This is a genomic window from Hohaiivirga grylli, from assembly GCF_039655745.1.
GTDB classification, from domain to species: Bacteria; Pseudomonadota; Alphaproteobacteria; order Rhizobiales; family Beijerinckiaceae; genus Hohaiivirga; species Hohaiivirga grylli.
The window spans coordinates 328,940-350,593 of record NZ_JBBYXI010000003.1; the positions used below are offsets into that span (position 1 = coordinate 328,940).

The 21,654-nt window shown below is 48.6% G+C and carries 15 protein-coding genes; 11 read left to right on the top strand and 4 right to left on the bottom strand.

Annotation, left to right across the window (positions count from 1 at the left end; genetic code table 11):
- The first annotated feature begins 44 nt into the window (after positions 1–44).
- From WJT86_RS09660 to WJT86_RS09700, 9 genes are all read left to right on the top strand, one after another.
- Entirely contained in the window at positions 45–995 is a 951-nt protein-coding gene (locus WJT86_RS09660; RefSeq protein WP_346337356.1) for a cell division protein FtsQ/DivIB, read from the top strand.
- Complete coding sequence (gene ftsA / locus WJT86_RS09665) at positions 992–2,302, top strand: cell division protein FtsA (RefSeq protein WP_346337357.1); 1,311 nt, start codon at positions 992–994, stop codon at positions 2,300–2,302. Before WJT86_RS09660 ends, ftsA begins: the two co-directional genes overlap by 4 nt.
- Positions 2,303–2,406: 104 nt before the next feature.
- On the top strand, positions 2,407–4,209 hold the full coding sequence (ftsZ, locus tag WJT86_RS09670; protein WP_346337358.1) for a cell division protein FtsZ: 1,803 nt from the start codon (positions 2,407–2,409) through the stop codon (positions 4,207–4,209).
- Between the two features lie 287 nt (positions 4,210–4,496).
- The gene (gene lpxC / locus WJT86_RS09675; protein WP_346337568.1) at positions 4,497–5,444 is read left to right on the top strand and encodes a UDP-3-O-acyl-N-acetylglucosamine deacetylase; all 948 of its coding nucleotides are present in this window, start codon (positions 4,497–4,499) and stop codon (positions 5,442–5,444) included.
- A 240-nt stretch (positions 5,445–5,684) separates the two neighbouring features.
- The gene (locus WJT86_RS09680) at positions 5,685–6,581 is read left to right on the top strand and encodes an outer membrane protein assembly factor BamD (protein ID WP_346337359.1); all 897 of its coding nucleotides are present in this window, start codon (positions 5,685–5,687) and stop codon (positions 6,579–6,581) included.
- Positions 6,582–6,588: 7 nt separating this feature from the next.
- Positions 6,589–8,310, top strand: a complete 1,722-nt coding sequence (gene recN, locus WJT86_RS09685) for a DNA repair protein RecN (RefSeq protein ID WP_346337360.1) — start codon at positions 6,589–6,591, stop codon at positions 8,308–8,310.
- A 159-nt stretch (positions 8,311–8,469) separates the two neighbouring features.
- On the top strand, positions 8,470–10,623 hold the full coding sequence (gene ligA, locus WJT86_RS09690) for an NAD-dependent DNA ligase LigA (protein WP_346337361.1): 2,154 nt from the start codon (positions 8,470–8,472) through the stop codon (positions 10,621–10,623).
- Between the two features lie 2 nt (positions 10,624–10,625).
- Positions 10,626–11,369, top strand: a complete 744-nt coding sequence (locus WJT86_RS09695; protein WP_346337362.1) for an AzlC family ABC transporter permease — start codon at positions 10,626–10,628, stop codon at positions 11,367–11,369.
- Positions 11,356–11,661 carry an AzlD family protein gene (locus tag WJT86_RS09700; protein WP_346337363.1) on the top strand — a complete coding sequence of 102 codons (306 nt, stop codon included), beginning with the start codon at positions 11,356–11,358 and terminating at the stop codon, positions 11,659–11,661. Before WJT86_RS09695 ends, WJT86_RS09700 begins: the two co-directional genes overlap by 14 nt.
- Before the next feature lie 4 nt (positions 11,662–11,665).
- Here WJT86_RS09700 and WJT86_RS09705 read toward each other — a convergent pair whose 3' ends face one another.
- Positions 11,666–13,501 (bottom strand): aminopeptidase P family protein, encoded by a 1,836-nt coding sequence (locus WJT86_RS09705; protein WP_346337364.1) that lies wholly within the window; start codon positions 13,499–13,501, stop codon positions 11,666–11,668.
- 779 nt (positions 13,502–14,280) lie between these two features.
- A complete protein-coding gene (locus WJT86_RS09710; protein WP_346337365.1) occupies positions 14,281–14,526 on the bottom strand; it encodes a hypothetical protein in 246 nt (81 codons plus the stop codon).
- A 148-nt stretch (positions 14,527–14,674) separates the two neighbouring features.
- On the opposite strand from WJT86_RS09710, the gene WJT86_RS09715 reads away from it, so the two are divergent.
- The gene (locus tag WJT86_RS09715) at positions 14,675–17,041 is read left to right on the top strand and encodes an ATP-dependent helicase (protein ID WP_346337366.1); all 2,367 of its coding nucleotides are present in this window, start codon (positions 14,675–14,677) and stop codon (positions 17,039–17,041) included.
- On the opposite strand, the gene WJT86_RS09720 is transcribed toward WJT86_RS09715, so the two are convergent.
- Entirely contained in the window at positions 17,042–18,886 is a 1,845-nt protein-coding gene (locus tag WJT86_RS09720) for an SLC13 family permease (RefSeq protein ID WP_346337367.1), read from the bottom strand.
- A 214-nt stretch (positions 18,887–19,100) separates the two neighbouring features.
- On the opposite strand from WJT86_RS09720, the gene WJT86_RS09725 reads away from it, so the two are divergent.
- Complete coding sequence (locus WJT86_RS09725; protein WP_346337368.1) at positions 19,101–21,236, top strand: FUSC family protein; 2,136 nt, start codon at positions 19,101–19,103, stop codon at positions 21,234–21,236.
- Between the two features lie 7 nt (positions 21,237–21,243).
- Here the strand turns inward: WJT86_RS09725 and WJT86_RS09730 are convergent, their stop codons facing one another.
- Positions 21,244–21,633: a hypothetical protein gene (locus tag WJT86_RS09730; RefSeq protein WP_346337369.1), complete on the bottom strand. Its 390-nt coding sequence runs from the start codon at positions 21,631–21,633 to the stop codon at positions 21,244–21,246.
- Positions 21,634–21,654 lie beyond the last annotated feature (21 nt).

Sequence of the window (21,654 nt, forward strand, 5' to 3'; positions counted from 1 at the left end):
AGGCAATTTTTGGGAGCACGACGTAAATGAGGAGCACAGGACGCATGCAGCGACCAGTTACTACCGGTTCTACCGGTAGAACGGACGCCTATGCCTCTGCTCCTCGTGGGTGGGTGAATGCTCCAGAGGTCGGTTTTACCTATTCAAGGAAGTCCTCACGTAAGCACTACAGAAAATCTGCGTCCCGTGTGCTGCCGCGTTTTCTCGGAACATATCTTCTGACTGGCTTCTTCAGTGCCACAGCACTTTTTGGTCTGTGGCAGAGTGGACAAATTAACGAATTCATTAATGAAAATGGTCCATTGTACCATGTCGCTGCCCGTGCATTCGGCCTTGGCATTGACCGCGTAACAATTGCTGGCATCAATCAGCTGCGCGAAAGTGAAATTTTGGGTGCTGCTGGCATCAGCCCGAAAGTTTCTTTGCTGTTTGTTGATGCAAATGAAATGCGTGACCAGCTTGAAAGAATGCCGCTGGTTAAAACTGCCGCCGTGCGTAAGCTGTATCCGAATGAGCTCGTGATTACTCTGACAGAGCGTGAGCCATTTGCAATCTGGCAACTGAATGGTGAGCTTTTCATCGTTGCTGAAGACGGTACTGTTATAGATCACACGGTTGATGCACGCTTTGCTTCTCTGCCACTGGTTGTTGGTGAGAATGCAAATAAGCATATCAAAGAATATTTAGCTCTGCTTGATGCTGCAGGCCCTCTGAAGAAGAGAATCCGGGCTGGAACTTATGTTGCAGGTCGTCGCTGGACGCTCAAGATGGAAAACGGCGTTGATGTCCGCCTTCCTGAGACTGGCACGATGGAAGCTTTGCAGAGAATGGTGTCGCTGGAGCGGGCACAGAGTGTTCTTGAAAAAGATATTCTGGCTGTTGATCTGCGTATGCCTGACAGGGTTGTTGTGCGTTTATCTGGAGAGGCAGCAGCTGCGCGTGCTGAAACCATGAAGAAAAAGAAATTTTATGGCGTGAAAGGAATTCAGTCATGAACTCCTTTACACACAACATGAAACCACTTTCTGCTCGCCGTAGTGCAACTTTGTCTGTTCTGGATGTCGGAACGAACAAGGTGGTTTGCCTCGTTGCTGAGCTTCGTCCGGCAGAAGGTCTGGAAGCCCTGAAGGGTCGGACACATCTTGCCCGGATTATCGGTATCGGTCATCAGCGCTCGCTTGGTATCAAGGCAGGTGCAATCGTTGATCTGGATGCTGCTGAAATGTCTATCCGTCATGCTGTTCACGCTGCTGAGCGTATGGCTAAGGTGGAAATTCAGTCTGTTATCGTCAATATGACAGGTGGTCGTGTTGGCTCTCAGCACTTCGAAGCTGAAGTCAATGTGCGCAATCCTGTAACGAATAATGATCTGTATCGGGTTCTGGAGACGGCAAGCCGCCACGACCCACGTACCGGTCGTCTTCCGCTACACGCTCTGCCAACAGGCTTTATGCTTGATGCTCAGCGCAATATTGTTGATCCAACAGGCATGATTGGCGAGAAGCTCGGTGTTGATCTGCATGTTGTCAGCTCTGAAAATGCCGCAACACGCAATCTGATGCTGGCTGTTGAGCGCTGCCATCTTGGTGTTGAAGCGGTTGTTGCAACACCTTACGCATCGGGTCTTGCTGCGCTGGTTGATGATGAAGCTGATATGGGTTGTGCGGTTATTGATCTCGGGGCAGGGACAACCAGCACAAGCGTGTTCTCAAATGGCTACCTTGTCCATGCAGATGTGATTGCAGTTGGTGCGCATCACGTCACGATGGATATCGCGCGTGGTCTTTCAACACGTGTGGCTTCAGCTGAGCGTATCAAGACGCTTTATGGTTCGACAGTTCCTTCCAGTTCTGATGACCGTGATCTGATCGCTGTGCCTCAGGTTGATGAAGACGAGCGTGATATTCCTAACCACATTCCAAAATCCCATCTGGTTCGTATCATTCGTCCACGGGTTGAGGAAATTCTGGAACTGGTTCGTGACAGATTACGCCACTCCGGTTTCCTCGGAGTTGCAAGTCGTCGCATTGTTCTGACGGGTGGCGGTAGTCAGCTCGTTGGGGTGCCAGAGCTCGCACGTCAGATTTTCAAAGGTCAGGTTCGTGTTGGTCGTCCGCTTGGTATCAAGGGGCTTCCTGAAGCTGCAAAAGGTCCAGCATTTTCAACTGCTGTAGGCCTTCTGGTTTATCCGCAGGTTGCGCATATCGAATATTTCGAACCGCGTTCTTCCGGCTTTTTCAAAGGAACCGGTACTGATGGCTACTTCTCAAGAGTGGGTCGTTGGTTAAGGGAAAGTTTTTAAGTTTGAGCAGGCGGCAGCGCGGCGGCTGTTGTCACAACATTGGTAACAGTCGCGTGTCCGCCGCACGCAAGTTTTAGTGAGACGCCACGAGAGGGCATTGGGTCATGGCAATTAATCTTCAAGCTCCGGATATCCGGGAACTTAAGCCACACATCACAGTTTTTGGTGTTGGCGGTGCAGGTGGTAACGCCGTAAACAACATGATTGAATCGGGCTTGCTCGGTGTTGATTTCGTTGTTGCAAATACAGATGCTCAGGCTCTGACATCTTCTAAGGCACAGCGCGTTATCCAGATGGGTCTTCAGGTTACTGAAGGTCTGGGTGCTGGTTCTCAGCCGGAAGTCGGTCGTGCAGCAGCTGAAGAAGTGATCGACGAAATCCGTGATCAGCTTTCCGGTGCTCACATGGTCTTCATCACCGGTGGTATGGGTGGTGGCACAGGTACAGGTGCTGCTCCTGTTGTTGCCCGCGCTGCTCGTGAAATGGGTATTCTGACTGTTGGTGTTGTTACAAAGCCTTTCCAGTTTGAAGGTATCCGCCGTATGCGCGTTGCCGAAGCTGGTATCGAAGAGCTGCAGCAGTCTGTTGACACTCTGATCGTTATTCCAAACCAGAACCTGTTCCGGGTTGCCAACGAGAAGACAACATTTGCTGATGCCTTCGCAATGGCTGACGAAGTTCTCTACTCAGGTGTTGCCTGCATCACTGACCTGATGGTCAAAGAAGGCCTGATCAACCTTGACTTTGCTGACGTTCGTGCCGTTATGCGCGGTATGGGCAAGGCCATGATGGGTACAGGTGAAGCAACGGGTGAGAGCCGTGCCATTCAGGCTGCTGAAGCAGCTATCGCTAACCCACTGCTTGATGAAGTTTCCATGAAGGGTGCTCGCGGCCTTCTGATTTCGATCACAGGCGGTAAGGATCTGACCCTGTACGAAGTTGACGAAGCTGCAACACGCATTCGTGAAGAAGTTGATCAGGAAGCAAATATCATTCTTGGCGCAACCTACGATGAAGGCCTTGAAGGTTCTATCCGTGTGTCGGTTGTTGCAACAGGTATTGATCAGGCTCTTATTGATGCCCAGCATCCTGTATCAGTTGCAGAACAGCGTATTTCTGAAGTTGCAGAACGTCTGCGTGCAGAAGCCCGCGCCCGTGCTGCCCAGCCAGTTGCTCAGGAAGCCCCGGTTGCTGCTCCTGTTGAAGTTGCTGCTGTCGCTGCCCCGGTTGCTCCGGCTCCAGTCGCTCCAGCTCCTGTTGTTGAAGAAGCTCCGGCTCCTGCACCAGCTGTTCAGACAACAGCTCAGGCATTTGCTCCTGCTCCGGTCATGGTTGCAGCTGCTCCACAGCAGCCAATCGTGCATGGCAATGTTCTGATGACACCTGCCCAGCCACAAATGGCAACCAACTATGAAATGGCTGCCCCTGTTGTTGCTCAGGTTCAGGAAGAAGTTGCTCTGCCAGAGAGCTTCATTCCACCAGCTCCAGAGCATGCTGTTATTCGTCCTGCTCGTATGCCGCGCGTTGACGAACTGCCAATGCCTGCTCAGAACCAGATTCGCGCTCAGCAGTCTGGTGAAACAGAACAGCATCACGAAACACACAAGCGTGTTTCCCTGCTTCAGCGTCTTGCAACTGTCGGTTTCGGCCGTCGTGAAGATGTAGCCGAAGAAGCTCATCAGCAGGAAGCTGCTCCGGCGCAGCCTGTTATTCAGCAGCGTCAGGAACCAGTTATGGCTCCACAGCCGCAGGCTTCTTCTGTTCATGCTGAATATAGCCGTCGTCCGGTTGCTCCACAGGCAGCGGCCCCACAGGCAAGCATGGAAGCTCCACGTCCAGTAGCGCCACGTGCTGCTGAAGAAGATCAGCTGGAGATCCCAGCATTCCTTCGTCGTCAGGCAAACTGAAGACAATCGAATCTCCCGTGCTTCCCTCGGCACGGGAGATTCTTTTACCTATCTGTTACAAATTGTAACAATGGCCTCTTACCGGTGATGAACCTGTAAGAGTTTTTTTATGATTTAATGATAAGTTACAATGGCTTGTCGGTGTTTAAAGATATTATTTACTCTGTAACACATCGTAACGAAGCGTGATTTGGCTAGTTGCTCGCGCGAGACTATTGTGCGCCGTAGTTGAACAGTACGAAAGATTTAGGAAGAGCAGATACTTCCGTTCTTCCTGGGTAGTGATGATGAAGCAAACATATCAGACAACACTTCAATCCCCTGTAGCGCTTTCCGGTATCGGTGTTCATTCCGGTCAAGAAGTGCGGATTGTGTTGCATCCTGCTGATGCCAACCACGGCATCAAGTTTCTTCGCACTGGGCTTTCAAACAACCGCGAGCGTCTGATTGAAGCACGCCATGTAACGGTAAGTGCAACTGCGCTTTGTACTGTTGTTGGCGATGAAGAGGCCGGGTCTGTTTCGACAATCGAACATTTGATGGCAGCCTTCACCGGCTTGGGCGTTGATAACGTCCTTGTTGAGATTGATGGACCAGAAATGCCAATTCTAGATGGCAGCTCGGCACCTTTCGTTGAAGCTATTGATCAGGTTGGTCTGGTTGAGCAGAGTGCAGGCCGTCGTTATGTAAAGGTTCTCCGCCCCGTTCGCGTTGAGAACGGTAAGGCTTTCTCTGAGCTTCTGCCAAATGACCGTGGCTTCCGCCTTGATGTTGATATTGATTTTGAGACATCAGTCATTGGACGTCAGCGTATGGTTGTTGACCTGTCGCCAAGCGTTTTCCGTAAGGAAATCTCCAAGGCCAGAACTTTTGGTTTTATGAGTGATGTCGAGAAGCTCTGGAAGATTGGTTTTGCCAAAGGGTCTTCACTCGAAAACTCTATTGCTATTGATGGCGATAAGATACTGAATCCCGAAGGTCTGCGTTACGCTGATGAGTTTGTTCGCCACAAGCTGCTTGATGCTGTTGGTGATCTTTCTCTGGCTGGGCTACCGCTTCTGGGAACATACCGTTCATATTGTGGCGGTCATAAGATGAACTTCCTTGTGCTGGAAGCTCTGTTTGCTGATCGCTCCAACTATACAATTGTTGAAGTTCCGGCAGCTCGCGAGAAGGTTATGCTCGAAGCACGGAGTGCTAGGGTTGCTCCGGCCTATGCACCCGAAATGCGCTGATATCACTTCCAGTGATGATATTTTGAAAAGGCAGCTTAGCTGCCTTTTTTGTTGACGTTCTGCTTTTTATGTTGGTTTTGCCCTAGAAACAGCGCTTTTTGTCGAATAAATTTTCAACATAATCTGAGCGGTTAACAATAAACTTCGGAAAGTACTGGTTAACTCGTTCAGCTTGGTTTAAAAAGCAGGAAGGCCATAATGGCTTTTTATTGGGTTAAATTTTTGGAGGGTCGAGAAGGCATGCCTTTCGCCAAGAGAATTCAGGGCGCGAAGGGCGCCGTTGTGCGTACATTGGCTGTTGCTGTATGTGGGTTAACATTAGCAGGCTGCGATACGCTTTCGTCGCTCAACCCCTTTGACAAATCCGACAAATACACCATGGACACCACGCCGGATGTTCCGAACGATCAGCTCTATAATGATGGTCTCGGACGTCTCCAGAAGGGTGACTATGATGCCGCTGCGAAGAAATTCCAGCAGCTGGAAAAACAGGCTCCATATTCTGAATGGGCTCCAAAGGCCCTGATTATGGAAACCTATACACGCTATCAGCAGCAGCAGTGGGAAGATACAATCTCAACCGCTCAGCGTTACTTGCAGCGTTATCCAAATGGTAAAGATGCGGCTTATGCCCAGTACCTGATGGCTATGTCCAGCTACAATCAGATTCCTGATATCACACGTGATCAGGAAGCTGCTGCAAAGGCCATGGAGTCCCTGCAGGTTCTGGTTAATCGCTATCCAAAATCTGAATATGTTGCTGACGCCAAGAAGAAGATCCAGTTTGCTAAGGATCAGCTTGCTGGCAACCAGATGGAAGTTGGCCGTTATTACCTTAATAACCGCAATTACACTGGTGCCATCAATCGCTTCCGCGATGTTGTCTCTCAGTATCAGCAGACCCGTCACGTTGAAGAAGCTCTTGAGCGTCTGGCAGAAGCCTATATGGCTCTTGGTATCACGAATGAAGCTCAGACAGCTGCAGCGGTTCTCGGCCATAACTTCCCGGATAGCCCATGGTACAAGGATGCCTATAAGCTTCTTCAGTCCAATGGTCTTGAACCACGTGAAGATAGAGGTTCCTGGATCAGCCGCTCATTCCGAGGCCTCGCTGGCGCAGTTGGACTTGAGGGTTAATGGCTAAATGCTCGTTCAGCTTGCGATCCGTGACATCGTCCTGATCGACAGGCTGGAGCTTGACTTTCGGGACGGCTTAAGTGTCCTGACGGGTGAAACCGGAACCGGAAAGTCAATATTACTTGATGCTTTCGCGCTCGCCTTAGGCGGGCGCGGAGACGGTGATCTGGTTCGTCATGGCGAAGCACAAGGGCAGGTGACAGCAGTATTTGACTGTCCTGTAAAGCACCCCGCCCGTCTTATCGCGGAACAATCTGATATCGATACAGAAGGTGACCTTATTCTCCGTCGTGTCCAGATGGCGGATGGGCGGACACGTGCCTTCATTAATGATCAGCCTGTGAGCGTACAGGTTTTAAAGTCAGTGGGTGCAGCTCTTGTTGAGATACATGGTCAGCATGATGACCGTGCTTTGCTTGATCCCTCAAGTCATCGCAATATTCTGGATGTTTTTGGTGGCTTGGGCGAACTCGTGGCAAAGGTCGCATCAGCATCAGAAAACCTAAGGACTGTCCGTCAGGCATTAAAAAATCACGAGGCAAAAATTGAAACGGCCCGTAAGGAAGCTGATTTTCTGAAATTTGCAGTCGATGAACTGACAACTCTTGCCGCGTCACCGGGGGAAGAGGAGGAGCTGTCTGAAAGACGCCAGCTTATGATGCAGTCGGAGAAGGTCGCTCAGGATATTTCTGAGACACTTGAGATTGTTGCGGGTCAGAATTCACCTTTGCCGCAGTTGTCTGCCGCTATGCGCCGCCTTGAAAGGCGACAGGATCAGGCTCCTGCATTATTGACAGATAGCGTGAAAGCTCTTGATGAGGCTCTTGTTGCATTTGATAGTGCCCGTAATGCCCTTGAGGAAGCGCTCCGACAGACAGAATTTGATCCGCAGGATTTAGAGCGCGTTGAAGAGCGGCTTTTTGCACTGCGTGCTGCAGCGCGCAAATATGATGTGCCGGTAGATGGGTTATCCGTCTTACGTGACAAATATTCTAATGATCTTGGGCTCATAGAGGCTGGTGAAGAGCAACTTGGTTCTCTGAAACAGGCTGTTGATCAGGCTGAGAGTAATTATCTGGGACTTGCTCGAAAGCTTTCTGAAGGGCGCCTCAAAACAGCAAAGGTGCTTGATGAAGCTGTCCAGAATGAATTACCACCTCTCAAACTGGAAAATGCACGTTTCATCACAGAAATCAGCCATGATGAGACATCACGGGATGCCACTGGCTTCGACAAAGTCGAATTCTGGACACAAACGAATCCGGGGACGCGCCCTGGCCCAATGATGAAGGTTGCATCAGGTGGTGAATTATCACGCTTTATGTTGGCTCTTAAGGTTGTTCTGGCCGATAAAGGGTCTGCACCAACATTGGTATTCGATGAAATTGATACAGGTGTTGGCGGGGCGGTTGCAGATGCGATTGGGCAGCGTCTCTCCAGACTGGCTGAGAAAGTACAGGTCATGGCTGTTACGCATGCACCACAGGTTGCTGCACGTGCCACGAGCCATTTCCAGATACAGAAAAGTCTGGCTCCGGATGGTGAGAAGACAGTCACACGGGTTATCAGCCTGACTGCAGAGCCGCGTCAGGAAGAGATTGCCCGTATGCTGGCTGGTGAGACAATTTCTGATGAAGCAAGAGCTGCTGCAGCGCATCTTTTACAGGCCGCTGGACAACACAAGAAGATCAAGCAGAATGCCAATGCAGCGCAGGGCAAATTACTCTGATTTATAGTTTTCTGTGAGAAGTTTAAAATTGAGCCTATGGGCTGTTGCCGCCAAGAACAGTCGGGTTATTGTGGGTTTGTTACGGTTAGCCTGCTATAAGGTCTGCTTTATACCGTTACTTCAAACAGAATTTTACCGGTAGATTTATCTGAGGATACCATGTCCAGTTCGAGCCCATCCCGCGCCATCGCTGTCGATAAACTGACACCGATTGAAGCTCGGCTAGAATTCTCTGCACTGGCTGAAGAAATCTCCGGGCATGATAAGCGATATTATGAAGACGATGCACCGACTGTCTCTGATGGTGAATATGATGCGTTACGTCTTCGTTATGAGGCTATTCGGGAAGCTTTTCCGGAACTGAAGTCTCAGGATACGCTTGCAAGTAAAGTTGGCTCTAAGGCTTCTGAGAAATTCGGGAAAATACAACACCGTGTTCCGATGTTATCATTGGGTAATGGTTTTTCTGATGAAGATATTCAGGATTTCATTGAGCGTATCTGCCGTTTTCTCCAGCTTCCCGTTGATAAACCACCAGTTCTGACTGCCGAACCCAAGATTGACGGACTGTCACTGAGCATTCGTTATGAGAATGGTGATCTGGTCTATGCCGCAACGCGTGGTGATGGAACGGAGGGAGAGGATGTCACGGCCAATGCACGGACGATCAGCCAGATACCAAAGAAACTTAAAGGCGATAATCTTCCGGCTGTTTGTGAAGTCCGAGGTGAAGTTTACATTTCGCATGCTGATTTTGAGGAGATCAATCGGCGCCAGGAGGAACTTGGAAAGCCTCAGTTTGCAAATCCACGCAATGCTGCGGCCGGTAGTTTGCGCCAGTTGGATCCGTCAATAACGGCCTCTCGGCCATTACGCTTTTTTGCATATACCTGGGGTGAAATGAGCGCCATGCCGGCACAAACCCAGTACGATATGGTACATACGTTTGAAAGCTATGGGTTTACAATTAATCCTCTGACCGCTCGCTGTCATAGCGTTGAAGAACTATTGGCGCATTATCACCAGATTGAAACAAACCGTTCAAACCTCGGTTACGATATTGATGGTGTTGTCTATAAGGTTGATGATCTTGCTCTGCAGGAGCGGCTTGGTTTTATCGCCCGTTCTCCACGCTGGGCTTTAGCTCATAAATTTCCAGCCCAAAAAGCCTTCACTGTTCTTGAAGGTATCGACATCAATGTCGGCAGAACAGGATCCTTAAATCCATTAGCCCGTTTGAGACCTGTAACGGTTGGTGGGGTTGTTGTGTCAAATGCAACACTTCACAATGAAGATTACATTATGGGCATCGGTGGCGATGGTCAGAAAATTCGCAATAGTGATGTTCGCATTGGTGACACTATTGTGATCCAGAGGGCAGGTGATGTCATTCCGAAGGTGATTGATGTTGTCCTTGAAAAGCGCCCGGCAGATTCCAAACCTTATGAGTTTCCCAAAGTATGCCCTGCGTGTGGCAGTCATGCTGTGCGTGAATATAACGAACGCACTAAACGAGAGGATTCTGTTCGGCGTTGTACCGGTGGTCTGATTTGCCCGGCACAGGCGCGTGAACGTCTTATTCATTTTGTCAGCCGTCAGGGCTTTGATATTGAAGGGCTCGGCGGGCAACGCATTATTGAGCTGTATGATATTGACCTGATCAAGACACCGGCTGATATCTTCACTCTTGAAGAGCGTAATGCGAATAATCTCAGTCGTCTTGAAAAGCGGGATGGCTGGGGGAAGCAGAGCGTGACAAATCTCTTTGCTTCTATTCGTGCGCGAAAGTCGTTGCCGATAAACCGTTTTATCTTTGCTTTGGGTATTCCGCATATCGGTGCAGGAAATGCAAAGCTGCTAGCACGGCATTTTGGGACCTTTGACGCACTAAAGGAGGCGGCCATTACAGCCGCAGATAAAACTTCAGAGGCCTACACCGATTTTATTTCTATTGATGGTGTTGGCGTAGCTGTCGTCGATTCACTCGTTGAGTTTTTCAAAGAAGCGCATAATCGTGAGCTGTTGGAAAACCTGCTTGCTGAAGTCATACCAGAACCTCTTCAGGCCGGGAATGATGATACGCCAGTTTCTGGCAAGACGGTTGTCTTTACTGGTTCACTGGAACGTATGACACGTGATGAAGCTAAAGCTATGGCTGAGCGTCTCGGTGCTAAAGTAGCGGGATCCGTTTCTAAGAAGACAGATATTGTTGTTGCTGGGCCCGGGGCAGGGTCAAAACTTGCCAAAGCTCAAGAGTTTGGGGTGCTGGTTCTGGATGAGGATGCCTGGCTTGCACTCGTCAGTGGGTATTGATTGTGCATAGTATAATTGAAGATGAAGACAGTTTGGGGCAGACGAGATCATACCTGAAAGACGATATTATTCCGGCTTTCAGAGATATCTGGCCTTTGTCAGTTGCGATGATCCCGATTGCCATGCTGTTTGGTGCGCTGGCATCCGGCAAGGGGTTCTCGTTATTGGAAACCTTTCTGATGTCATTTCTGGTTTTTGCCGGAAGTTCACAATTTGCGGCTCTTGAGTTGTGGCAGCAGCCAATTCCCGTCCTGGCTATTCTATTTTCAACCTTGCTGATTAATGCCAGACATATGCTGATGGGGCTATCCATTGGGCCGAAACTTGTTATGAGCAAGCCTCTGCGCTGGATTGCCGTTTATTTTATGAGCGATGAAATCTGGGCTGTTGCAGAAAAACGTGCACAGAATCATCAGGTGACTGCCGCATATTGGTTTACGCTGATTGCGATCTTTCCCACGACCTGGTTTAGCTTCTCAGTTATTGGGGCGCTGGTTGGACCCTTATTGGGGCCTCCTGAAAGAATTGGTGCTGACTTTGCTTTTACAGCTGTCTTTATTGCTCTTGTAACTGGCTTTGAACGCTCGCGTACGACATTAATGACCATTGCAGCTTCAGCGATTACAGCAGCCCTGAGCTATTATTTTCTAGGCTCACCGTGGCATATCATGATTGGTGCCTTCTGCGGTATTATTGTTGCCTACCTCTTTGCCGATACAGGGGAGGGTGAAAATGTGGCAGCTTGATTCAACGACTCTTCTGGTCATCATAGGGATGACGATTGTCACCTATGGAACGCGGCTGTCTGGCCTGCTGCTTGCTGGTCATTTGAAGCTGAGCCGCAGGGGACGGACGGCTTTGAATGCGATACCAGCTGCCGTACTCGTGTCTGTTATAGCCCCAACCGCTCTGGCAACAGGCTGGGCGGAAACGCTGGCTGCAATTGTCACAATATTTGCAGCCTTACGTTTACCCGTACTTGCAACGATTGGTATTGGCGTTGCCTCTGTTGTCGTTTTCAGGATGTTGCTGGGGTAACGGCTTAAATATCAGCCGTTACTTCTTCCAGCCATGCCCGAGTTTCTTTCTCAAGCTCTGGACCGACAATTTCACGGACGCGGTCATGATAGCCGTTAAGCCATGCTTTTTCTTGCTCTGTGAGTAGAGAGGCCTCTACGAGGGCAAGATCAATCGGTGCGAAGCTCAATGTTTCAAAACCAAGCATTGGCCGTTCTGCTCCCGTAATTGTACGTTCTTCAACCAGAATAAGATTTTCAATCCGAATGCCGAAGGCATCAACCTTGTAATAGCCCGGCTCGTTTGACAGAATCATGCCGGCCTCAAGAGGTGTTGTTCCGGTTTTTGCCAGGCGCTGCGGGCCTTCATGGACAGAAAGATAGCTGCCAATGCCATGCCCGGTTCCGTGATCAAAGTCTAAGCCTGCCTCCCATAGAGGCTGGCGGGCAAGCATATCAATCTGTGCGCCGCTGGTGCCTGCTGGAAAAACCGCACACGCAATAGCAATATGACCTTTGAGAACGCGGGTATACCTGTCTTTCATCTCGGCTGTGGGTTTGCCAATGATGAGTGTGCGCGTGATGTCCGTTGTGCCATCTTCATATTGAGCACCAGAATCTACGAGATAAATTTCATTCATCCGCAATGGCTGGTCGCTTTCAGAGCTCACCCGATAATGGGGGAGGGCGGCATGAGCACCTGCGCCTGCGATTGTCGTGAATGAGACATCTTTCAGGCAGCCTGTGTCCCTGCGAAAGCTTTCCAGAGCATTGATAGTGTCAATCTCCGTCAGGTTGCCGGACGGTGCTGTTGTGCTTAGCCAGTGAAGAAAACGGGTAAGGGCAACACCATCACGTTTATGGGCGGCTCTGGAACCTGCAATTTCTGTGGTATTTTTAATTGCCTTCATCAGGGTAACGGGGTCTGAACTAACATCTGCAATGCCACCAGCAGCCTCAAGGCGTTGAGATAAGGCAATGGCACCTGTTGCAGCATCAATCCGGACAAGTGCATTGTGTTGCCCTAACTGATCTATTGCCTTTAGCAGCGCATCTGGCTCTGAAATGGAAGCAAGAGCTGAAAGTTCCTGATGGACCTCTTTGCTAATTTTAGACGAGGAAATGAATAATTGAGCCTTACCACTTGCCGGAATGAACGCATAACCAAGGCTGAGCGGGGTGTGAGGGACATCTCCCCCACGAATATTGAATGTCCAGGCAAGATTATGTGGGTCTGATATAATCAGGCAATCAAGTTTGGCTTCTGTCAGATAGGCCTGAATTCTTGTGAGTTTATCAGAGGCGCTTTCTCCAGCATAAATCATCGGGTGAATTGTAACTGGTGTATTTGGGGCGGCCGGTCTGTCATCCCAGATTTGATCAACTGGGTTACTCGTCAGAGTTACGAGTCTGCCTCCAGCCTTCTTTACAGCCGCCTCTAAGCGCTTGGAGGCATCTTTTGTCAGCAGCCACGGATCATATGCAAATGTTTTACCAGCAGTGAGATTGGCAGATATCCATTGTTCTGCCGTCATTTCTGCAAGCTGAATAACCGTGATTACTGACTGGTCAACCTGCTGGGCTGCCTGAATAGTATAACGCCCGTCAACGATGATTGCAGCCTTATCATCCAGAATAACGGCATTTCCAGCCGAACCTGTAAATCCTGTTAGCCAGGAAAGTCTTTCGCAGTTTTTAGGGACATACTCCGACTGATGTTCGTCAGAACGCGGAATAATGACACCATCAACTCCATTTTGTTTAAGCCACTCACGCAAGGCCTCAATGCGTAAAGCGCTTTTTGAGGAATCAGACGATGAAGAAAATGACTGAAAATGAGCAGCAGGAAATTGAGATGACATTGCAAGGCCTTGTTTCTTTAAGGAATGCGAGGGTTCAATATAAATTCACGGGAATGTTATAGACTTTATAAATTAAGATTTCCCTCAAAATAAATTGGAAGGGCAAGTTTTCATTTTGCAGAAGGCATCTAAAAAAATAATATTCACATGTAAAATATGGAGAATTTACGGGCGTGTTTATTTTATTTAAAATTTTTTTCTCATCTATAAATTGAAAAAATTAAAGTATATCTTATAATATGAAATTAAAATCATGGTAATTTTAAATATAGTTTCTTTTTTTTCTGCGTCATAGTTAAGTCATATTTTAAAAATATACATATAGTTATACACAGGGGGCAAAAAACAAAATTTGATTTTATAAATAATAACTTGATTTAAGTTTGTTTGTGGAAAAAAATATTGTTATGCACTGAGCGCATTCATATCATGACGAATTTGATATAGCTCAAATACAACTAAAGATGTATATGTTGTGTACATAACAAGATAATAAAAAAAGAGAGTAGAAAAAGTTTCCGAGATTCGCGGGTAATAAAAAACAAGCCAGCGGGAACTCAGAACACTAAGACGACGCTAAGGACCCGTGGGGGGAGCTTGGTAAAAGGTGAAGACCCGTGGGGGAACTAAACCCGTGGGGGTGTGTTATAAAAAGTTATAAAAGCCCGTGGGGGATATAATAATACATATAAAGCCCAAAAAAGGGGCACCTTGTAAAGTCGCCGAGTAGGCGGCTTTTTGTATTTCTGGCGTTATTTTTGAAATGAACTCTTGTTCGACTAACGCCTCTGGAATTGAGGGCTTGGCACAGGGGCCTGCTGAAAAAACTGATTTCGCTGAATGTTCTGTTGCAGCTGATTGTTTTCAAATTGGTTTTGCTGGCGAAACTGCATGTTTTGCTGTTTCTGTCCAATGGAGCGGTTTAATTGTTGGTATTGCTGCTCCTGTCGACCTTCATATTGTGCATGAGCCGTTGTGGTCACGGCCAGCATGCTTATCCAAACGATGGAAGATATGACACGCATGGCTGTCTCCTCTTATTTCTGACCTACTGAATAAATATAACGCTGTTTCTCTGGCATGTGTGAAAAAATCGGGAGAATAGCGTTGAAACGTGCGAAAACACATCTTTTTGTCTCGACCTTATACGCATTTTGATTCATGTTCTCTTTTATGAATAAGAATGACTCTTCTCCTTTCTCTGATGATTTTGGATTACCTGCAGCGAAACACAATTCGCTGTCAGCACGTGCGCGTGCGTCTGTCTCTGTTCAGGGGTATCTAACGGATCTTAATGAAGAGCAGCGTCGGGCCGTTGAAACATTGGATGGGCCCGTTCTTGTTCTGGCAGGTGCCGGAACCGGTAAAACACGCGTTCTGACAACCCGCATTGCTCATGTTATTGCGTCAGGAAAAGCAAGGCCATTCGAGATTTTGTCTGTGACATTTACCAATAAGGCTGCACGTGAAATGAAAGAGCGTGTTGCGGGCCTTATTGGGCCTGTCGCAGAGGGAATGCAGTGGCTTGGAACATTTCACGCGATCGGGACAAAAATACTGCGCCGTCATGCTGAGCTTGTTGGGTTACGTTCTGATTTTACAATCCTTGGTGTTGATGATCAGTTGCGCCTGATGAAGCAGGTTATTGAGGCTGAGCGTATTGATGAGAAACGGTGGCCAGCCCGTCAGCTGGCAAGCATTATTGATTCTTGGAAAAACCGCGGTCTGACACCTGCTCAGGTTCCTCCGGGTGAAGCTGGGATATTTGCACAAGGCAAGGGTGCAAAGCTCTATGAGGCTTATCAGGAGCGGCTGAAGACACTGAATGCTGCAGATTTTGGTGATCTGCTACTGGAATGTCTGCGCCTCTGGCGTGAAAACCCCGATGTTCTCGCACAGTATCAGGAGCGTTTTCGTTATATTCTGGTTGATGAGTATCAGGATACAAACGTTGCCCAGTATCTTTGGCTGAGACTTCTGGCGCAGACGCGGAAGAATATTTGTTGTGTTGGTGATGATGACCAGTCCATTTATGGTTGGCGTGGCGCTGAAGTTGATAATATTCTTCGGTTTGAGCATGACTTTCCCGGTGCAACCGTTGTTCGCCTTGAGCGGAATTACCGCTCGACAGGTTATATTCTGTCGGCTGCCTCTCACCTGATTGCGCAAAACCAGAGCCGTCTGGGCAAGACTTTGCGGACGGAAGAGGAAGATGGTGAGAAAGTCACCTTAACTGGTGCGTGGGATTCTGAAGAAGAAGCCAGATTAATCGGTGAGGAAATTGAGGTTCTGCAGAACCGTAAACATGCTCTGTCAGAAATTGCCGTACTCGTACGCGTCTCAGCACAGATGCGTGAGATAGAAGACCGGCTTGTGACACTTGGTGTGCCATATCGTGTGATTGGCGGCCCCCGGTTCTATGAGCGTGCAGAAATCCGCGATGCGCTTGCCTATCTGCGCTGCACAAATTCGTTCTACGATGATCTGGCCTTTGAGCGTATTGTTAATGTTCCTAAGCGCGGTCTTGGGGATGCAACGATCCAGATGCTGCATAACTATGCGCGTAGTACGGGTGTGCCGTTGATGGAAGCGGCCCGGCAGATGATTGAGACAGATGAACTGCGGCCAAAGCCAAGGCAGTCATTGCGTGACCTTCTGACATCATTCTCACGCTGGGCGAAAATGGCAGAGACGATGCCGCAGTCTGAAGTTGCTCAAACCGTTCTTGAAGAATCCGGCTATACTGAGATGTGGCAGAAAGAACGTACTGCCGATGCGGCAGGCCGTTTGGAGAACCTGAAAGAATTCGTTCGCTCCATGGAAGAGTTTCCGGACATGCAAAGTTTTCTTGAGCATGTCTCGCTTGTAATGGAAGCGAATGAAGGAGAAGGCGAGGACCGCGTTAGCCTGATGACGCTTCATGCGGCCAAGGGACTTGAGTTTGATACGGTTTTCTTGCCTGGCTGGGAAGAAGGATTATTCCCGAACCAGCGAGCGCTGGACGAGAGTGGGCGTGCAGGTCTTGAAGAAGAGCGTCGGCTTGCTCACGTTGGACTGACACGAGCAAAGCGTCGGGCCAAGATTTATTTTGCCTCTAACCGACGCATTCACGGGTTATGGAATTCAACAGTACCAAGCCGCTTTATTGATGAACTTCCAGAGGGATCTGTTGAGGTTCTGGATGCGCCAGCGCATTATTCGCATCAGTCGCGTTTTGATAATGCCCCGGCTTTCTCATCATCATACGGGACACCCGGGTGGCAGAGGGCGCAGGCCTATAACAACAAAAAGAGTGATAATCACCAGAGCTACCGTTCTCAGAACAGTAGCACTGGACGTGGGGCCCCAATTATCGAAGGTAAGGTTATTGCCCGCTCTGATAATAGTGGTGATGCTTCATTCGCCATTGGAGAGCGCACTTTCCATATGAAGTTTGGCCCGGGAACCGTTGCGGGAGTCGATGGAAATAAAATCACCGTCGATTTTGACAAGGCAGGTCGCAAAATGGTGCTCGAAAGCTTTCTTCAAAAGAATGCCTGATTAGAATGGCAAGAGAATTGGCACGAGAAAAACAGTGATAATCATCGTAGCCAATGTCATCGGGACACCGATTTTTACAAAGTCAAAAAATGTGTAATTACCCGGTCCGATGACCAGTGTATTCACCGGTGATGAAACAGGGGTCATGAATGCTGCCGAAGCTGCCAGAGCGACAGTCATTGCAAAGGGGTAAGGAGAAGCGCTCAACCCGTCAGCCAGTGCAAGGGCAACTGGTGCCATAAGTACAGCCGTTGCTGTATTCGAGATAAACAGACCAAGGATTGCGGTTGCCGCGAACAGGCCAATCAGCACGATACGTGGGCTGCTATCGCCAACAATCTCAAGCAGAGCATTTGCTGCAATCGTTACGCCGCCGGTTTTCTGGAGTGCCAGCGCAAAGGGAAGCATTCCGACAATCAGTATAAGGCTCGGCCAGTGGATTGAGCGATAAGCGGCATCCATTGTAATACAACGAAATAATCCAAGCAGAAGGCAGCCGATCAGGGCCGCTAAAACATTGGGAATGACGTTGGTAATCAGCAAAAATATAACAAGTCCAAGCACAATCAGTGCGTGTGGCGCACGTGCGGGTATTGGAATGACCTGATCCACTTCTTCAGGCAAATTAAGCAACAGAAGATTCTGGAACTCATCTTTCAATCTGTTGATATACCGCCAAGGGCCGATAACCAGCAGGGTATCACCAATCTGAAAACGCTCATTACTGATGGAACCTTCAAAGGCGGTTTGACCACGCTTCAGACCAACAACAGCAAGATTATATTCAGTTCTGAACTGTGCCTCTACGACAGTTTTATCAATCAGCTGTGAGGCGGCGGGGATCATAACCTCTGCCATGCCAATTTCCTGAGAACGGTCGGTAAAGTATGTTCCTGAAAGGGGCATAATCTGTAAGCCATGTATTTCACACAGTTCTTCAGCATTGGACGGAATATTTGTGACATCAAGTAATATGATGTCACCTTCATTCAACTGCGTATCGCGGCGAGGAATGACCAGTTTGCGACCAAAGGTTCTGCTACGCTCAATTGAGAGAATATTGATACCAGCCGTCGCACGGAGATCAAGCTCTTCCAGCGTTTTACCAATCAGTGTTGATTTTGGAAGAACGCGAAGGCGTGCTTCTCGATTGTTGAGTGCGTATTCTTCAACCCATGATGCTAGGTGAGGGCGTTGTGGTTGGGAGCTGGATGTTGCCCGCTTGCCAAACAGGTTGCGGGTGGCAAGCATATAAAGAATAGCGATTATAAGGATAGGCAGGCCAAACGGTGTAAAACTGAAGAAACTGAAACCTTCAAGACCGCGTCTGACAAGTTCCCCATGAACAATAAGGTTTGGAGGTGTCGCAACTAATGTCATCATACCGCTCATGAGTGCCGCAAATGCAAGCGGCATCATCAGTCGGCTGGCTGCGATATTGGCGTTCTGGCACATTCGCAGGACGATCGGTATGAAAATGGCAACGACACCTGTCGAGCTCATGAAACAGCCAAAACCCGCAACAAGTAGCATCAGAAGGGGAATCAGGCGTGTTTCCTGCCTGCCTGCCTTAGCGACAAGCCAGTCACCTACGCGTTGGGCAATACCTGTTCTGACAAGACCGTCACCTATGACAAAGAGCAGTGCAATAAGAATAACATTCTTGTCTGAAAATCCTGCAAGCGCTTCATCGATTGTCAGAATGCCGAATAATGGCAGGGCAGCAATCATGATAAGTGCCACAACATCCATACGAGGTTTGTTGCGGGCAAACATAATGATAGCTGCACAAAGGAGCAGAAGAACGATTGCAAGTTCACGGGTCATGGGAATAGTTTCGACCAAAATTGTCCTGTTAAGTCAAGTTTTTGAACGAGATTACTATGCACAGCTGTGTTGCTTATATTTAAAACTGAACCAGACCATTAAGATCAGGTTCATAATGTTTCTGTATTTAAGGTAAGCAGTTCAACATTCTTCAGCCGTAATTTGGTTACATGGATAGCGTCTAAGCTGGCGTTCATCTCTTGGGCCAGCATTTGTTTTTGTTTCCGCTTACATGTCCAGTTTTGTCAGCATATTAAAGGATAGCATTGTCGGTCGTATGCTGTTTCAGTGGAAACGGCCGATCGTGCCGAGCAATATTGCCTTGCGCAATAGTCTGAGTATCGTCCTTCCCTTAGGCATATGTATCGCGCTGGGACATCCTGTCATTGGTATGGCTATCGCATCGGGCGCAATGAATGTTGTTTTCTCTGATCGACCGGGGCCATATAAGTTGCGGCTGGAGCGAATGTTATTTGCTTCACTCGGTGTTGCGATATCAGCTTTTGCCGGCTTTTCTCTGGGGGCATATGAGTGGCTGATTATGCCCGTTATCGCTTTTTGGGCATTTGGTTGCGCCATGCTGGTCTGTCTTGGACCGGCAGCAGCACAGGTCGGCTCAGGGGCGCTGGTGGTTCTGGTTATTACATCTACTCGTCCCACTCCCTTCTGGGATGCTTTAGGGGCTGCAGGTCTCTTCTTTGCGGGTGGGTGTATTGCAACTTTATTTGCCATTATGGCCTGGCCGCTTTTGCGATATCGGCCTGAGCGAATGGCAGTTGCCGATGTCTATCGCCAATTATCTGAACTTGCCCGTGACCGCTCCTCTACGATGTCAGCTCTTCCGGTAACCGAAGCGCTGAATGATGTGCAGGATCTTCTTCTTGGCAAACATCATGCCAATGGCCGGGCGATGGAAGCTTTTTATGTTCTGACACAATTGGCTGAACGTATCCGTATGGAAATTCTGGTTCTGCTTGATCAGCGCAGTCGTCTTGATTGTCCTGATTTGCAGGAAGTTTTGAAACAGGCAGCTATTGTTCTGCGTGGTATCTCAGTAGCTCTGTATCGGGCACGTCCGCCTCAGGCTGCAGAAGTGGCATTGAAAGCGTTTGAAGAAGCTGTTCGTAAATTTGATCAGACATGCCAGACAACAGGTGATGTTCAGCAATGGAGTGCGCGACATATTGCAGATGCGCGTGCTCTTGGCTTGTCGGGGCAGCTGCGTGCTGCTGTTCGAAATTCAAATTATGCGGGCAGTCTTGGTGAAGAACGTGCGCAGTTGAAAGAAGCTCAGCTGCCTCGTAGCCTTCAGACCGGTGATCCAATCAGCATTCTGCGTGCGAACCTGTCATGGTCATCCGTTGCTTTCCGCCACGCTATTCGCTGTGTTGTATGTATGCTGGCCGCTGTTGCAGTTTATGTTTACTTCGATCTGCCACAAGGCTACTGGCTCCCAATGACAACAGCGGTTGTTCTGAAACCTGAATTTGGAAATACATTCAGTTTCGGCCTTTTAAGGACATTAGGCACTTTCCTTGGAGCAATTGTTGCGACGGCTATTATGGCACTTGGATTTACAGGCCCTCTCCAGATTGTTGTACTGATTGGGATATTATATTTTGCATTCCGTCGTATGGTCACGATTCATTATGGCATTGCCATCAGTCTTCTGACGGCTGTGGTTGTCTTGCTTTTATCTCTGGAAGGCTTCCCACCAGAAGAGGCGATTATTGATCGTGGTTTATGCACCCTGTTGGGGTCTCTGGTCGCAATTGTAACCTATCTGTTATGGCCGACTTGGGAGCGGGGCAGGGAGCGTGGTATGATTGCCGATATGCTTGCAGCCTACAGTCAGTATTTCCAGGCCGTTTTGTTTGATGATGACAGGTTATGCTATGAAGCGCGCGTTACAGCCCGCTATCGGCGAACCAACGTCATTGCGTCCCTTGAGCGCCTGCGTAATGAGCCCAATAATATTGAGCGGGTTAAACGGGCAGAGTCGATCTTTGCAACATCATTGCTGTACACGCGGGCGGCCCTTGCATTTGAGGCTGCCATGGATGATCACCCGGATAAACATATTCTCAAGGCGCCACATGCCCGTGAACTGGGAGATATTATTGTGCAGGCAATGATGGAGATGTCACATGCCGTACGCGAGAACCGTGCTCCAGTTATGCTGATTGACTTGAGAAAATGTTATCGAAATCTTGTGCTTGAGCTGGAGCAGAATGGTGATGACAAGGACTTCCTTGCTCTCAGTTTTCTGGATACCTGTGACCGGATGATCAACAGTGTCAATACATTGAGTTATATTCTCTCAAATCCTGAGCATCCCACAATAGACCATGTGGCGGCAGTTGCCTGAAGACTTATTACCTGCAGTTGTTATTGATGAATTCACTGGCTTTTTTGATACGAAGCGTAAAAAACTCTGAAGAAAAACCGCCAACTTTATCTGAGTGGCCACAGCGTTTCAGATAAGGGTATGAGTTTGCTGCGAGATTAAGAAAATCTCTATAAGCGCTACAGGTCTCAGACAGCGGCTGGGATTGAGTTCCGCCAAAGGTGCCCATTCTTTGCATTGTTCGCAAAAGTTCTGTTTCTACCTGCTCCAGATTATCACCACAGCGGTTGTCTTCAGGAGATGATCTGAGGTAAGGGATAGTGATAACAGCAATGAGGCCAAAGATCGCAAGTATTATGGCGGGGAAAAAATTTCTGAAATAAATGTAGGCCAGAATTATTTGATCTTTAAAACGCAATTCATGCCCCTTAGAGTCTAA

Coding starts and splice junctions, on each gene's coding strand:
- WJT86_RS09660 (WP_346337356.1), top strand. CDS start 45: ATGCAGCGACCAGTTACTACCGGTTCTACCGGTAGAACGGACGCCTAT.
- ftsA (WP_346337357.1), top strand. CDS start 992: ATGAACTCCTTTACACACAACATGAAACCACTTTCTGCTCGCCGTAGT.
- ftsZ (WP_346337358.1), top strand. CDS start 2,407: ATGGCAATTAATCTTCAAGCTCCGGATATCCGGGAACTTAAGCCACAC.
- lpxC (WP_346337568.1), top strand. CDS start 4,497: ATGAAGCAAACATATCAGACAACACTTCAATCCCCTGTAGCGCTTTCC.
- WJT86_RS09680 (WP_346337359.1), top strand. CDS start 5,685: ATGCCTTTCGCCAAGAGAATTCAGGGCGCGAAGGGCGCCGTTGTGCGT.
- recN (WP_346337360.1), top strand. CDS start 6,589: ATGCTCGTTCAGCTTGCGATCCGTGACATCGTCCTGATCGACAGGCTG.
- ligA (WP_346337361.1), top strand. CDS start 8,470: ATGTCCAGTTCGAGCCCATCCCGCGCCATCGCTGTCGATAAACTGACA.
- WJT86_RS09700 (WP_346337363.1), top strand. CDS start 11,356: ATGTGGCAGCTTGATTCAACGACTCTTCTGGTCATCATAGGGATGACG.
- WJT86_RS09705 (WP_346337364.1), bottom strand. CDS start 13,501: ATGTCATCTCAATTTCCTGCTGCTCATTTTCAGTCATTTTCTTCATCG.
- WJT86_RS09710 (WP_346337365.1), bottom strand. CDS start 14,526: ATGCGTGTCATATCTTCCATCGTTTGGATAAGCATGCTGGCCGTGACC.
- WJT86_RS09715 (WP_346337366.1), top strand. CDS start 14,675: ATGAATAAGAATGACTCTTCTCCTTTCTCTGATGATTTTGGATTACCT.
- WJT86_RS09725 (WP_346337368.1), top strand. CDS start 19,101: ATGTCCAGTTTTGTCAGCATATTAAAGGATAGCATTGTCGGTCGTATG.